This is a genomic window from Streptomyces sp. NPDC088923, assembly GCF_044749745.1.
Classification (GTDB): Bacteria; Actinomycetota; Actinomycetes; order Streptomycetales; family Streptomycetaceae; genus Streptomyces.
Map to the genome: position 1 here is coordinate 335,314 of NZ_JBIVIO010000002.1, position 13,449 is coordinate 348,762.

At 73.4% G+C, this 13,449-nt stretch carries 11 protein-coding genes; 10 read left to right on the forward strand and 1 reads right to left on the reverse strand.

Going from position 1 to position 13,449, the window contains the following annotated elements:
* Positions 1 to 108: 108 nt before the first annotated feature.
* The 6 genes from ACIP4O_RS12680 to ACIP4O_RS12705 all read left to right on the forward strand — a co-directional run bounded on the left by ACIP4O_RS12680 (position 109) and on the right by ACIP4O_RS12705 (position 6,697).
* Positions 109 to 1,032, forward strand: a complete 924-nt coding sequence (locus tag ACIP4O_RS12680; RefSeq protein WP_008745801.1) for an ABC transporter permease — start codon at positions 109 to 111, stop codon at positions 1,030 to 1,032.
* Entirely contained in the window at positions 1,025 to 2,038 is a 1,014-nt protein-coding gene (locus ACIP4O_RS12685; RefSeq protein ID WP_401574445.1) for an ABC transporter permease, read from the forward strand. Before ACIP4O_RS12680 ends, ACIP4O_RS12685 begins: the two co-directional genes overlap by 8 nt.
* A 10-nt stretch (positions 2,039 to 2,048) precedes the next feature.
* Positions 2,049 to 3,029: an ABC transporter ATP-binding protein gene (locus ACIP4O_RS12690; RefSeq protein WP_361328494.1), complete on the forward strand. Its 981-nt coding sequence runs from the start codon at positions 2,049 to 2,051 to the stop codon at positions 3,027 to 3,029.
* Positions 3,016 to 4,143, forward strand: coding sequence for an ABC transporter ATP-binding protein (locus ACIP4O_RS12695; RefSeq protein ID WP_401574447.1), 1,128 nt, complete (start codon positions 3,016 to 3,018; stop codon positions 4,141 to 4,143). Before ACIP4O_RS12690 ends, ACIP4O_RS12695 begins: the two co-directional genes overlap by 14 nt.
* Positions 4,144 to 4,346: 203 nt before the next feature.
* Positions 4,347 to 5,519 carry a UDP-N-acetylglucosamine--N-acetylmuramyl-(pentapeptide) pyrophosphoryl-undecaprenol N-acetylglucosamine transferase gene (locus ACIP4O_RS12700; RefSeq protein WP_401574449.1) on the forward strand — a complete coding sequence of 391 codons (1,173 nt, stop codon included), beginning with the start codon at positions 4,347 to 4,349 and terminating at the stop codon, positions 5,517 to 5,519.
* A 251-nt stretch (positions 5,520 to 5,770) separates the two neighbouring features.
* Positions 5,771 to 6,697, forward strand: coding sequence for a hypothetical protein (locus ACIP4O_RS12705; RefSeq protein ID WP_401574451.1), 927 nt, complete (start codon positions 5,771 to 5,773; stop codon positions 6,695 to 6,697).
* Here the strand turns inward: ACIP4O_RS12705 and ACIP4O_RS12710 are convergent.
* The gene (locus ACIP4O_RS12710; RefSeq protein WP_401574452.1) at positions 6,678 to 8,819 is read right to left on the reverse strand and encodes a prolyl oligopeptidase family serine peptidase; all 2,142 of its coding nucleotides are present in this window, start codon (positions 8,817 to 8,819) and stop codon (positions 6,678 to 6,680) included. The two genes, ACIP4O_RS12705 and ACIP4O_RS12710, sit on opposite strands and share 20 nt — an antisense overlap.
* A 223-nt stretch (positions 8,820 to 9,042) precedes the next feature.
* On the opposite strand from ACIP4O_RS12710, the gene ACIP4O_RS12715 reads away from it, so the two are divergent.
* The 4 genes from ACIP4O_RS12715 (at position 9,043) to ACIP4O_RS12730 (ending at position 13,354) form a co-directional block, all read left to right on the forward strand.
* Positions 9,043 to 9,237 (forward strand): DUF2304 family protein, encoded by a 195-nt coding sequence (locus tag ACIP4O_RS12715; RefSeq protein WP_007822441.1) that lies wholly within the window; start codon positions 9,043 to 9,045, stop codon positions 9,235 to 9,237.
* 123 nt (positions 9,238 to 9,360) lie between these two features.
* Positions 9,361 to 10,290, forward strand: coding sequence for an N-acetyl-1-D-myo-inositol-2-amino-2-deoxy-alpha-D-glucopyranoside deacetylase (gene mshB / locus ACIP4O_RS12720; protein ID WP_401574454.1), 930 nt, complete (start codon positions 9,361 to 9,363; stop codon positions 10,288 to 10,290).
* Entirely contained in the window at positions 10,287 to 10,724 is a 438-nt protein-coding gene (locus tag ACIP4O_RS12725; RefSeq protein WP_361328509.1) for a DUF6113 family protein, read from the forward strand. The genes mshB and ACIP4O_RS12725 overlap by 4 nt, the downstream gene beginning before the upstream one ends.
* Before the next feature lie 227 nt (positions 10,725 to 10,951).
* Positions 10,952 to 13,354, forward strand: a complete 2,403-nt coding sequence (locus ACIP4O_RS12730) for a hypothetical protein (RefSeq protein ID WP_401574457.1) — start codon at positions 10,952 to 10,954, stop codon at positions 13,352 to 13,354.
* The last annotated feature ends 95 nt before the right edge of the window (positions 13,355 to 13,449 follow it).

Here is a 13,449-nt window from a genome sequence, read left to right on the forward strand (position 1 = left end):
CCGCCCCGGCCGATGGGCCCGGCGCACGCTCCGTGCGCCGGGCATCGGCGTTTCCCCGTCCCCCCGCCCCACCCGCCAGGGCCCGCGCCCCCAACCCCGGAGCTGTCCATGGGACGTTATGTGATCCGGCGTCTGCTCCAGATGATCCCCGTGTTCATCGGCGCCACGCTGCTGATCTTCCTGATGGTGAACGTGATGGGCGACCCCATCGCGGGCCTGTGCGGTGACCGCCAGTGCGACCCGGCCACCGCCAGCCAGCTCCGTCACGACCTCGGCCTCGACAAGCCCGTGTGGCAGCAATACCTCACCTACATGGGCAACCTCTTCACCGGGGACTTCGGCACCGCCTTCAACGGCGAGTCCGTCCTCGACCTGATGGGCGACGCCTTCCCGGTCACGATCCGGCTCACCATCATCGCGATCATCTTCGAGATCGTCATCGGCATCAGCCTCGGCGTCCTCACCGGACTGCGCCGCGGCAAGCCCGACGACACGGGCGTCCTCATCCTCACGCTCGTCGTGATCTCGGTGCCGACCTTCGTCACCGGCCTGCTGCTGCAACTGCTCCTCGGCGTGAAATGGGGCTGGATCAAACCGGCCGTGTCCGCCGAGGCCCCCTTCGACGAACTGATCCTGCCCGGACTCGTCCTCGCCTCGGTCTCCCTCGCCTACGTCACCCGGCTGACGCGGACCTCGATCGCCGAGAACCGCCGCGCCGACTACGTCCGCACCGCCATCGCCAAGGGGCTTCCGCGCCACCGCGTCATCGTGCGGCACCTGCTGCGCAACTCGCTCATCCCCGTCGTCACCTTCATCGGCACCGACATCGGCGCCCTCATGGGCGGCGCGATCGTCACCGAACGCATCTTCAACATCCACGGCGTCGGCTACCAGCTCTACCAGGGCATCCTGCGGCAGAACACGCAGACGGTGGTCGGCTTCGTGACCGTACTCGTCCTCGTCTTCCTGATCGCCAACCTCCTCGTCGACCTCCTCTACGCCGTTCTCGACCCGAGGATTCGCTATGCGTGAGCCCGAGCCCACTCCGGAGTCCGAGCCGGAGCCGGAGAACCACCTCCCGCCCGCCGACGAGGCGGTAGGCGCCCGCGGTCAGGGCGGCGTCGAGGCCCTCGCGACCGGCGAGGGCGGCAGCCTGGTCGGTGAGGAGCCCGAGGGCGGCGACCCGCGCGAGAAACCCCGCAGCCTGTGGTCCGACGCCTGGCGCGACCTGCGCCGCAACCCGGTCTTCATCATCTCCGCGCTGATCATCCTGTTCCTGATCGTGATCTCGATCTGGCCGTCCCTGATCGCCTCGGGCAACCCGCTCAAGTGCGACCTCTCCGACGCGCAGCGGGGCTCCCGCTCCGGGCACCCCTTCGGCTTCACCAACCAGGGCTGCGACGTCTACACACGCACCGTCTACGGCGCCCGCGCCTCGGTGACCGTCGGCGTCTGCGCGACCCTCGGCGTCGCGATCCTCGGCTCGATCCTCGGCGGGCTCGCCGGGTTCTTCGGCGGCTTCTGGGACTCGATCCTCTCCCGCCTCACCGACATCTTCTTCGCGATCCCCGTCGTCCTCGGCGGCCTCGTCCTGCTCTCCGTCGTCACCTCGAACACGGTCTGGCCCGTCGTCGGCTTCATCGTGCTCCTCGGCTGGCCGCAGATCGCCCGCATCGCCCGCGGCTCCGTCATCACGACGAAGCAGAACGACTACGTGGAGGCCGCGCGCGCCCTCGGCGCCTCGAACACCCGGATGCTGCTCCGCCACATCACGCCGAACGCCGTCGCGCCCGTCATCGTCGTCGCGACCATCGCGCTCGGCACGTACGTGGCGCTCGAAGCCACCCTCTCCTTCCTCGGCGTCGGGCTCCGGCCCCCCACCGTCTCCTGGGGCATCGACATCTCGGACGCCTCGGGGAACGTGCGCAACGCCCCGCACATGCTCCTGTGGCCCTCCGGGGCCCTGGCGATCACCGTGCTCGCCTTCATCATGCTCGGCGACGCGGTGCGCGACGCCCTCGACCCCAAGCTGCGCTGAGGAGCCCGCCATGCTGCTGGAAGTGCGAGACCTGCACGTCGAGTTCGCGACCAGGGACGGCGTCGTCAAGGCCGTCAACGGGGTCAGCTACGACGTCGACGCGGGCGAGACCCTCGCCGTGCTCGGCGAATCGGGCTCGGGGAAGTCCGTCACCGCCCAGGCGATCATGGGCATCCTCGACATGCCCCCGGGCCGCATCCCCGCCGGGGAGATCCTCTTCGAGGGCCAGGACCTGCTCAAGATGAAGGAGGACAGGCGGCGCAAGGTGCGCGGCGCGCAGATCGCGATGATCTTCCAGGACGCGCTCTCCTCGCTCAACCCCGTCCTCACCGTCGGCCAGCAACTCGGCGAGATGTTCACCGTCCACCAGGGCATGTCCCAGAAGGACGCCCGCGCCAAGGCCGTCGAGCTCATGGAGCGGGTCCGCATCCCCGCCGCCAAGGAACGCGTGCGCCAGTACCCGCACCAGTTCTCCGGCGGTATGCGCCAGCGCATCATGATCGCGATGGCGCTCGCCCTCGAACCCAAGCTGATCATCGCCGACGAGCCCACCACGGCCCTCGACGTGACGGTGCAGGCGCAGGTCATGGACCTGCTCGCGGAGCTCCAGCGCGAGTACCACATGGGCCTCATCCTCATCACCCACGACCTGGGCGTCGTCGCCGACGTCGCCGACAAGATCGCCGTCATGTACGCGGGCCGCATCGTCGAGACCGCGCCCGTGCACGAGATCTACAAGGCCCCCGCGCACCCGTACACCGAGGGTCTCCTCCAGTCGATCCCGCGCCTGGACCAGAAGGGCCGCGAGCTCTACGCGATCAGCGGCCTGCCGCCCAACCTGCTGCACATCCCGGACGGCTGCTCGTTCAACCCCCGCTGCCCGCGCGCCCGCGAGCGCTGCCTGCACGACGATCCGCCGCTCTACGAGGTCTCACCGACCAGGGCCAGCGCCTGCCACTACTGGAAGGAGACCCTCGATGCATCGCGATGAGCACGGCAGCCGCAAGGAGGCCAGGCGCGAGGGGCGCGAGGCCGAACTGCTCATGTCCAAGGCGCACCAGAAGAACGCCTACGCGGCCGGCCAGCCGATCCTCGAAGTGCGCGGCCTCGCCAAGCACTTCCCGCTCACCCAGGGCGTCGTCCTCAAGCGCCAGGTCGGCGCCGTCAAGGCCGTCGACGGCGTCGACTTCGACCTGCGCGGCGGCGAGACCCTCGGCATCGTGGGCGAGTCCGGCTGCGGCAAGTCGACCGTCGCCAAGATGCTCGTCCACCTGGAGCAGCCCACGGGCGGCACGATCCGCTACAAGGGCGAGGACATCAGCAAGCTCTCGGGCCGCGCCCTCAAAGCGGTGCGCCGCAACATCCAGATGGTCTTCCAGGACCCGTACACCTCGCTCAACCCGCGCATGACCGTCGGCGACATCATCGGGGAGCCCTACGACATCCACCCGGAGGTCGCGCCGAAGGGGGACCGGCGCAAGCGCGTGCAGGACCTCCTCGACGTCGTCGGCCTCAACCCCGAGTACATCAACCGCTATCCGCACCAGTTCTCCGGCGGCCAGCGCCAGCGCATCGGCATCGCCCGTGGCCTCGCGCTGCGCCCCGAGATCATCGTCGCCGACGAACCCGTATCGGCCCTCGACGTCTCGGTGCAGGCGCAGGTCATCAACCTCATGGAGCGGCTCCAGCAGGAGTTCGACCTCTCCTACGTCTTCATCGCGCACGACCTCTCGATCGTCCGCCACATCTCCGACCGCGTCGCCGTCATGTACCTCGGCCGCGTCGTCGAGACGGGCACGGACGAACAGATCTACGAGCACCCCACGCACCCCTACACGCAGGCGCTCCTCTCCGCAGTGCCGGTCCCCGACCCCTCCCAGCGCGAGCACCGCGAGCGGATCATCCTCACCGGGGACGTGCCCTCACCCGCCAACCCGCCGAGCGGCTGCCACTTCAGGACGCGGTGCTTCAAGGCGCAGGAGAAGTGCGCGGTGGAGGACCCGGTGCTCGCGATCCCCGAGTGGTTCAAGGGACGCGGCATCCCGGCGGAACACCCTTCGGCGTGCCACTTCGCGGAGGAGAAGCGGATCGTGCCCACCGACTGAGCGGGCTTGAAAGGGCTTAACACGGCGGCAACCCGGCGGACGCCGCTCCGATATACGGACGGGGCAGGCTCCTTCTTGTACGGCCGTGCGGGTGCCGTGAGACCGGCCGGGGCGACGAAAGCCGCCCCGGCCGGTCGTCGTTGGGGGGCGTCTCCCGGACTTAGCTCCTCAGCTTCCCCGCCCGTGGCCGTTAGAGTGCCCATGTGGATACCACCTCTCAACTCCCCGCCGCGTTCCGTCTGATCGTGACGGGTGGAGGTACCGGCGGGCACACCTATCCCGCTCTCACCGCGGTCCGTACGTTGCGGGAGCGGCTGACGGCGTGGGGGCGCTCGCTCGATGTGCTGTGGATCGGCAGCACCGACAGCCTGGAGGCGGGTGTCGCCGAAGCAGAGGGGATCGCGTTCACCGCGGTGGCCACCGGCAAGGTGCGGCGTGCGTCGAACCCGTTGAAGATGGTGTCGCCCGCGAACGTGCGGGACATGGCGCGCGTGCCCCTCGGTGTCGCTCAGGCCCGCAAGGCGGTCGCGAGCTTCCGCCCTCACGTGGTGCTCGCGACAGGCGGGTACGTAGCGGTACCGACCGGACTCGCGGCCCGCGTGTGCAAGGTCCCCCTGGTGCTGCACGAGCAGACCGTCCGGCTCGGGCTCGCCAACCGGAAGCTCGCCGGCAGCGCGTCGCGGATCGCGGTCTCTTCGGAGTCGACCTTGCCGTTCCTCGACGAGAGCGTGCGGCCCCTCGCCGTGGTCACCGGGAACCCCGTACGTCCCGAGGTCCTGACCGGGCACCCGGAGAAGGCCGTCTCCGCCCTGGGCAGCGGCTTCGATCGAGCGTTGCCCACGGTGTACGTCACCGGCGGGGCGCAGGGCTCGCAGCAGATCAACGATCTGATCGGCGGGGAACTGCTGTGGTTGCTGGAGCGCGCGAACGTGGTGCATCAGTGCGGGCCCGCCCCTTACGAGGCGCTGGCCGCGCGCGCGAGCGGGCTTCCCCCGCACGTCGCGGCCCGGTATCACCTGACCCCGTTCGTGGGCTCGGAGCTGCCCGATGTACTGGCCCTGGCCGCCTTGGTGATCTCGCGCAGTGGCGCGGGAACGCTCGCCGAGCTGACGGCGCTGGGCAAGCCGGCCGTGTTCATCCCCCTGGCGTCCTCGGCCGGGAACGAGCAGGCGCACAACGCCCGGCACCTGGAGGAGTCCGGTGCGGCCGTCGCCCTTGAGGGCGAGGTGACCGGGGAACGCCTTCGCGAGGCCGTCGGCCCCCTTCTTGACGACCCCTCGCGCAGGGAGGCCATGGCGGCGGCGGCACGGGCGCAGGGACGCCCGGACGCGGCGAACAGGCTGGTGGACGTGGTGCTGAACGCCGCGTCCGGCTGAGCGCTGGACGCCGATCCGGAGCAGGGGCTCGTCGGCGGACCGCTCCGTGCCGCTCCTGTCCCGGGTCCGTTCCGCTCGCGCTCACGGGTATGTCCGGGAGCTCACCACCCTGCTGGCTCTCCGGCAGCGGGACAAGCGTGTCGCGGCCTCCGCCGAGCGCGCCCGTCATCGCCTGCCCGCCGCGAGTTGAGCTTGGCCGCGCCGCCGGCGCCGGCCGGACGTCGTCCCTCCTGTGTGGCACCTTTGACCGCATGGGGAATGTTTCGCGTGCGAGGTGGACCGGCGCCCTCGCCTGCGCGGTGCTCGCTCTCCTCGGTCTCGTCTGGGCCGTACGGGATCTCTCCGTCGCCCACGGTCACCCCACCCGGGTCTGGTGGCTGTGGGCCGGGGCGCCGTCCGCGTGGGGCGGGACCGTGCAGGTGACCGGGCTTGCGGACGGGTTGCTCCTCGTGCTCGGGGTGTGGGGGGCCGTACGGGTGGTCAGGGCGCCCCGTGCCGCCGCTTCCGCGCTCGCCGTCGTGGGGGCGTGCGCGCTCGTCGTGCGGTTGCCGTCCGCCTGGTTGCTCGCGCAGCCGTGGACCGGGCCGTGGGCCGGGGAGGGGCTGCGGGCGCTCGCGCGGCTCACCGTCCTCGTGGGGCTGGCGCTCGGCGTGGTGCTGCTCGGCTGCGCCCTCGCCACGCGGCGTCCTCCCGCGGCGGAGGCGGCCGTGGCTCCGGCCCGTACCGCCGCCGCTGTCCTGCTCCTGTCCGCCGGGCTGCTCGCCGTCTGGGAGGCCGTGCGCGTCGGGGACTACGGGGCCGCCGCCTACCGGGGTGCCCTGCTCGGGAACCGCAGTACGACCCTCACGCTCCTCGCGACCCCGCAGCCCTGGTGGGCCGCCGCGCTCGTGCTGCTCGCCCTCGCCGCGGGCATCGCCTGCGCCGCCCGCGCGCGGGCCGGGCGCGCGCTCGGTACCGCCGCCGGGGCGATGCTGCTCGCCTGGGGACTCGTCAGGCTCTCCGTGGCCCTGCGCCAGGAGCGCTTCGACGGGGCGCTGAGCGGCACGCCGCGCCTTCAGCTCTCGCTCGCCAGCACCCTCGCGTACGTCCTCGCGGGGCTCGCCGTGCTCGCGCTGCTCCGTACCCCGGTGCGCGCGCCCGCGGCGAGCCCCGCCCCGCTCAGTCCTCGCGCGCGCTGAGCCCCAGCGAGCGGCGCAGGAAGTCGACCTGGAAGAGCAGCAGGTTCTCCGCGACCTCCTCCTGCGGCGTCATGTGTGTCACGCCGCTCAGCGGCAGGAACTCGTGCGGGCGGCCCGCGGCGAGGAGCGCCGAGGACAGGCGCAGGCCGTGCGCGACGACGACGTTGTCGTCCACGAGGCCGTGGATGAGCATCAGCGGGCGGTGCGGCTCGCGGGCCTCGGAGAGGCCCTCGTCGGTGACGAGCGAGTTGTGCGCGTACACCTCGGGCTCGGTGGCCGGGTCGCCGAGGTAGCGCTCCTGGTAGTGCGTGTCGTAGAGGCGCAGGTCCGTCACGGGGGCGCCCGAGACGGCCGCGTGGAAGACGTCGGGGCGGCGCAGGACGGCCATCGCGGCGAGGTAGCCGCCGAAGGACCAGCCGCGGATCGCGACGCGCGTCAGGTCGAGCGGGAAACGGTCCGCGAGGCCGTGGAGCGCGTCCACCTGGTCGTCCAGGCTCAGCGTCAGGCGGCGGTTGACCGCCTTCTCCCACGCGGGCGAGGGCCCCGGCGTGCCGCGCCCGTCGGCGACGACGACGGCGAAGCCCTGCTCGGCGAACCACTGCGAGGTCAGGTGCGGGTTGCGGGCGGCCACGACGCGCTGGCCGTGCGGGCCTCCGTACGGGTCCATGAGGACGGGAAGCGGACCCTCCTCCTCGCGGTACCAGGACGGCAGCAGCACCGCGCACGGAATCTCCCGTGCGCCCCCCGTCGTGAGCACCGGGCGCGGCGTGAGGGCCGGGGTCTCGGCGTACGAGGCGAGGCGGGCGATCTCCTCGCCGTCCCGCAGCACGCGGTACGTCGTCCCGTAGGCGTCCGTGGTCGCGGTCGAGAGCACCGTCAACGGGCCGCCGCGCACGGCCGAGTGGACCCCCGGACCCTCGCTGACCCGCTCGACCCCGAGCGGGCTCACGCGGTGCACGTGGATCTCGCCGATCTCGCGATCCGCCGCCTCCGCGCCCGCCGACGCCGAGATCAGCACGTCGTCGGCGCCCACGTCGAGCACCGAGCGGACCTGGAGCGTCCCCCCGGTCAGCAGCCGGTCGCCGACCGCGAGGACCCGCGCCCCGCCCTCGTCCGTGATCCGCACGAGCTTGCCGTCCGGGGTCCATGCCGGGGAACCGCCGCGCAGCTCCACCCAGTCCGGGTCCTCGTCCGCGTGCACCATCCGCGTCGCGCCGCTCTCCTCGTCCACGCCGAGGTAGAGCACCGCGCGCTGGTCCCGGGACTGCACGAGCAGCAGCGGCGCCCCGGCGGCCGTCCAGTGCACGCGCGCGAGGTAGGGGTAGCGGGCGCGGTCCCACTCGACCTCGGTGCGGCCGCCTTCGAGGTCGTACAGGAAGAGCCGCACGTCCGCGTTGGCGGTCCCGGCCCTCGGGTAGGCGACCGAGGCCGGCTCGCGGTCCGGGTGCGCGGGGTCGGCGATCCACCAGCGCCGCACGGGGGACTCGTCGACACGCGCGACGAGGAGCCGCGCGCTGTCGGGCGACCACCAGAAGCCGCGCGTCCGGTCCATCTCCTCGGCGGCGACGAACTCCGCGAGCCCGTAGGTGACCTGGGCCTCCTCGGGTGCCGCGAGCGCCCGGTCCCCGCTCCCGTCCGCGGCCACGAGCCGCAGGGCGCCCTCGGACACGTAGGCGATCCTCGTCCCGTCGGGGGAGGGGCGCGGGTCGATGACGGGGCCGGGCACGGCGAGCGCACGGCTCGCCCCGGAGCGCAGATCGGTCGTCCACAGGCGCCCCGACAGGGCGTACACCGCCGTCGTGAGGGCCGCGTCCCCCGCGTACCCGACGATGCCCGCCGCGCTCTCCCTGGCCCGCTCACGCCGGGCGCGCTCCCGCGCCGAGAGCCGCTCGCCGCCCGCGCCGAGCAGGGCGGCCGGATCGGCGAGCAGCCGCTCGGCGCTCTTGCCGTCCTCGGTCACGTCGAGAACCCAGAGCATCTGCGAGCGATCAGTCCCTGACCTGGAACGAAGGAAAACGATCCGCGAGCCGTCCGGGGCGACGGTGAGGGAGCGGGGTGCTCCGAGGGTGAAGCGCTGACTGCGCGCGTGCTGGCGGGGGAAACTCCGGGACTCCGTTGTCATGGCCCCAGCCTAGAAGCCCGGTTGGCGGACGGTGCGCCCCTCATGCTCCGGTGCGACGACTCATGCGCAGCCACTCATAGTTATGATCCGTAGCGCAAGGTGGGTGCAGGTCCGCCGTGCGAAGCGGGTGCGTGGGGACAGCGCTGTTCCCGGGCGGCCGCACTCCCGGCGCCGGTCGCCGGGGGACTTCTCCGCAGTTCGCGAGCATGGGAGGTGAGCCGCCGTGGCGCTCTCGATTTCGGCGGTGGTCCTGATGTTGATCATCGTCGTCCTGCTCGTCAGGAAGTCGGGGCTGAAAGCGGGGCACGCGGTCGTCTGCGTGCTGCTCGGCTTCTTCCTGGCCGGCTCCTCGATCGCACCGACGATCAGGGAACTGACGAACAACGTGGCGGGGATGCTGGGCGACATCAAGTTCTGAGACCCCGTCGCCGGTACGGGGGCCGGCGCGCGGGGTGCGACGGGGCGGGTACGGGTGGGTCCCGCCGCCCGCTCGCGGCGGGTGGCGCGGCGCCCGTCCGGCGGGGGCTCGTAGGCTTGGCCCATGACCGAGAACGCCCGCCCGCGACTGCTCCTCGTCCACGCGCACCCGGACGACGAGTCGATCAACAACGGTGCCACGATGGCCGCCGCTGTCGCGAGCGGCGCCGAGGTCACCCTCGTGACCTGCACCCTCGGTGAGGAGGGCGAGATCATCCCGCCCGCGCTCGCCCCCCTCGCTGCGGACCGCGCCGACCGGCTCGGCACGTACCGCGTCGGCGAACTGGCCACCGCCATGGCGGCCCTCGGCGTCCGCGACCACCGCTTCCTCGGCGGCCCGGGCCGCTACCGCGACTCCGGGATGATGGGCGCCCCCCAGAACGACCGGCCCGGCTCCTTCTGGTCCACGCCGCTCGACGAGGCGGCCGGGCACCTCGTCGCGATCATCCGCGAGGTACGGCCCGACGTCCTCGTCACGTACGACCCGGACGGGGGCTACGGCCACCCGGACCACATCCAGGCCCACCGCGTCGCGATGCGCGCCGCCGAACTCGCCGCCGAACCGGACCTGCTGCCCGCCGCCGGGCCCGCGCACACCATCGCCAAGACCTACTGGAACCGGCTCCCGCGCCCCGTCGCCGAGGCCGCCTTCGCGGAGGCCCGCCGCGCGCTGACGGACAGCCCCTTCGCCCGGCTCGCCGCCGTCGACGACGTCCCGGGAGTCGTCGAGGCCGCGCGCGTCACGACCGCCGTCGACGCCCGCGCCCACCTCCCCGCCAAGCTCGCCGCGATGCGCGCCCACGCCACGCAGATCACCGTCGCCGAGCCCCTCTTCGTCCTCTCCAACGACCTCGCCCAGCCCGTCTTCGGCATCGAGTACTACGAGTTGGTACGGGGCGAGGCGGGGCCACCGGGCGCGGACGGCCTCGAAGCGGGGCTCTTCGCCGGGCTCGTGCCGCAATCCTCCTCCGCCTCCAGGGAGCCGCAGTCGTGAGCAACAAGCCCAAGGTCCCCGCCCAGCGCACCGCTCCCGAGGGCCACTTCCTCACCACGCCGCCCAAGCCCGCGCGCGTCGCCGGGTACGTGGGCGGCGCCCTGCTCGGTCTCGTGACGGGGCTCGCCGGGGCGCTCGTCCAGGCCGCGCTGCCGCCCGGCGGCCTCGCCCTCGCGCTCGCCGCGCTCGCCGGGCTCTGCTACGGGGGCGCCCACCTCGCCCGCACCCTCGCGGGCGGCCTGATCCCGGCCGTCGGCTGGCTCGTCGCCGTCGTACTGCTCACCACGACACGCCCCGAGGGCGACTACGTCTTCGGCGCCGGGCTCGGTTCGTACGGCTTCCTGCTCGGCGGCATGGCCGTGGCTGTGATCTGTGCCACGGGCGGGCGGCCGGGCGGCTGGGCCGGACCCGGAGCGGTGCGTACGAGCGCCTGACGGGGTACCCGGGCCCGTACCGGCACCGAACCCGGCAATGTCGTGACCGCGCACGTGACCATTCACGCGAAAGCCCCGGAAGCCCCGACTTCGGCCAGCGGGCCGGACGGAGGGCGTCCGGCGGCCAGTATGGTGGTGCGCGCCGCCGAGCCACCCCCCACCTTCGGCCGGGGAGCCCCCTCGCGGGAGGTCGTGACGGGCGGTGGAGCCAAACAGGAGAGCCTGCCTTGAGTCGTGATACTGAGAGTTCGTCCTCCGGCCCCCGGGGGAACGGCGGCGGTGCCGCCTACCCCTCGGGCACGCCCCCGTACGGCACCCCGGCGCAGGGCGAGGACGGCACAGCCGCCCCCCAGGACGCCGCGGCCTCCGGCGCGGGTCGCTCCGAGGAGCGCAGGACCGAGACGACCATGACGACCCGGATCAAGATCAACATTCCCGGGTCGCGTCCCATCCCGCCCGTCGTGCTGCGCACGCCGATGAGCGAGAGGGAGAAGGAGGAGCGCGCCGCGCGGGGCGAGGAAGCGGGGGGCCCGGCGGGCGCGCCGCAGGGCCGCGAGCGCACGCGGTCCGCGCCCGTGCCCCCGGCGCCGCGCGAGCGGGACGGCGGTCAGGGGCCGCGGTCCGGCGAGCGACCGGGCCCCTCCGGGCCGTCCGCGCCCGCGACGCCGTCCGGGCAGCCCGGACAGGCCGAGCAGTCCGGGCAGACCGCGGGTGGTGCGGGGCCGCGCGAGGAGAAGCCGCCGAGCGACTGGTTCGCGCCGCGCAAGAACGGGACCCGGGGCGGCAACACGCCGAGCCCGGTGGCACCGGCGCAGGGCGGAGGGACCGAGGGCGCGGGGCTGCCGGGGGGCGGGGCCGCGGGTGCTTCCGGTGCCGCCCACGCTCCTGGTGCTGCCCACGCGCCCGGGGCTAACGGTGCTCCGGGTGCTCCGGGTGCTCCGGGTGCTTCCGGGGCTTCCGGGGCTTCCGGTGCTTCCGGTGGGGGCGCGCCCGCCGCCGGTGGGTACGGCGCGCCGACGCCCGCCGCCGGTACGCCCCTCGGCCAGAACGCCGGTGGGCAGCAGCAGCCCGCGCAGGGTGGCCGGAGCACCGGTGCCTACGACGTCACGCAGGCGTTCGCCGACGCACCGGCGCGGGAGACACCGCGCGCGGGTGGCCCGCAGGGTGGCGCTCCGCGGGCCGGTGGCCCGCAGGGCGGTCCGCGGGCCGGTGCTCCCGGTCCCGGTGGGCCCCAGGCCCATCCCGGCCCCGCCACCGGTGGCTCCGAGGCCGAGACCACCGCGCAGCACCCGGCGCCCAACGCGCCGCGCTCGCCGTGGCCCGCCGTCGACGACACCGCGATCCTCACCCCGCAGCAGCCCCGCGCCCCGCGCGGCCCCTCGGGCGGCCCCGGCAAGGGCCCCGCCAACGGGCCGGGGAACGGCCCCGGCAACGGCGGTGCTCCCCGGGGCCAGGTCTCCGGTGACACGCTCACGGGCGGCCTGCCCGTCGTCCCGCGGCCGTGGGAGAACGAGCAGGGCGCCGACCGCGTGACGATGCGCCAGGACCCGCTGGGCCCCGGCGCCGGTTCGCCGTCCTTCCCCGTGCCCGGAGCCGCCGCGCGCTTCCCCGAGCCGGTCACGCCGCCGCCCGCCGGGCCCGAGCAGCCGGCCGCGAAGGCCGCGAAGGCGGCCAAGCCGAAGAAGAAGGGCCGCAGCAAGCTCGGCCTCCTCGTCGGCGTGGTCGTCGTCATCGCCGCCGGCGGTTACGGCGCGGGCCTCCTGATGAACCGTTCCGACGTGCCCAAGGGCACCACCGTGCTCGGGGTGGACATCGGCGGCGGTACGCGCGACGAGGCCGTCAACAAGCTGGACTCGGCCCTCGCCAAGCGCTCCCTGGCCGCGGTCCCGCTCACCGTCGACGGCAAGGCGGCGAGCCTCAAGCCCGACAAGTCGGGGCTCACGCTCGACAGCCAGGCGACCGTGCGCGGCGCGGCGACGAGCGACTACAACCCGGTCTCCGTCTTCGGCTCGCTCGTCGGCAAGGAACGCGTCGTCGACCCGGTCATGCCCGTCGACAAGGAGAAGCTCGCCGATGCCCTGAGCCGCGTCGCGGGCACGTCGGGCAGCCTCCAGGAGGGCACGATCAAGTTCTCCCCGGGCAAGGCGACGGCCGTGCACGGCAAGGCGGGCCGCACGCTCGACGTGAACAAGTCGATGGACGTCGTGGCGCAGGCCTACCGCGACCAGGTCGAGGCGGGGACGACCAAGCCGGTCTCGCTGCCGCTCACCGAGCACCAGCCGGCGATCTCCGACGCGGAGGTCGACCGCATGATGAAGGACTTCGCCGAACCGGCCATGTCCGGACTCGTGACGGTCAAGGCCGGTGCCGCGTCGATCCAGTTCGGCCCGGACCGGTCGCTGCCGCAGATCCTCGGCGTGAAGGCGGTCGACGGGAAGCTCGTCGACACCTACGACCTCAAGGCCCTCGAGGGGCTGTACGGCTCGACCTTCGACGGCGTCCTCATCACCCGCGGGACGGGCGAGAAGACGGCCGTGACGCCGCAGGACGTCGTCGGGGCGCTGCGGGAGGCGCTGCGGGGGAAGACGGCGGCGGAGCGGACGGTGGAGATCAAGACGAATCCCAACTGATGCCTCGCGGGGGCGGGGGCCGGATACGGGTTCGCCCCCGTCGTGGGTTTGGCCGTCCTGCCGGGTGGGCCCCTTCGGGGGCTCCGCCCCCGCGC

Excerpts from the sequence above, each read along its gene's own strand:
- ACIP4O_RS12680 (WP_008745801.1), top strand. The coding sequence starts at position 109 with ATGGGACGTTATGTGATCCGGCGTCTGCTCCAGATGATCCCCGTGTTC.
- ACIP4O_RS12685 (WP_401574445.1), top strand. The coding sequence starts at position 1,025 with ATGCGTGAGCCCGAGCCCACTCCGGAGTCCGAGCCGGAGCCGGAGAAC.
- ACIP4O_RS12690 (WP_361328494.1), top strand. The coding sequence starts at position 2,049 with ATGCTGCTGGAAGTGCGAGACCTGCACGTCGAGTTCGCGACCAGGGAC.
- ACIP4O_RS12695 (WP_401574447.1), top strand. The coding sequence starts at position 3,016 with ATGCATCGCGATGAGCACGGCAGCCGCAAGGAGGCCAGGCGCGAGGGG.
- ACIP4O_RS12705 (WP_401574451.1), top strand. The coding sequence starts at position 5,771 with ATGGGGAATGTTTCGCGTGCGAGGTGGACCGGCGCCCTCGCCTGCGCG.
- ACIP4O_RS12710 (WP_401574452.1), bottom strand. The coding sequence starts at position 8,819 with ATGACAACGGAGTCCCGGAGTTTCCCCCGCCAGCACGCGCGCAGTCAG.
- mshB (WP_401574454.1), top strand. The coding sequence starts at position 9,361 with ATGACCGAGAACGCCCGCCCGCGACTGCTCCTCGTCCACGCGCACCCG.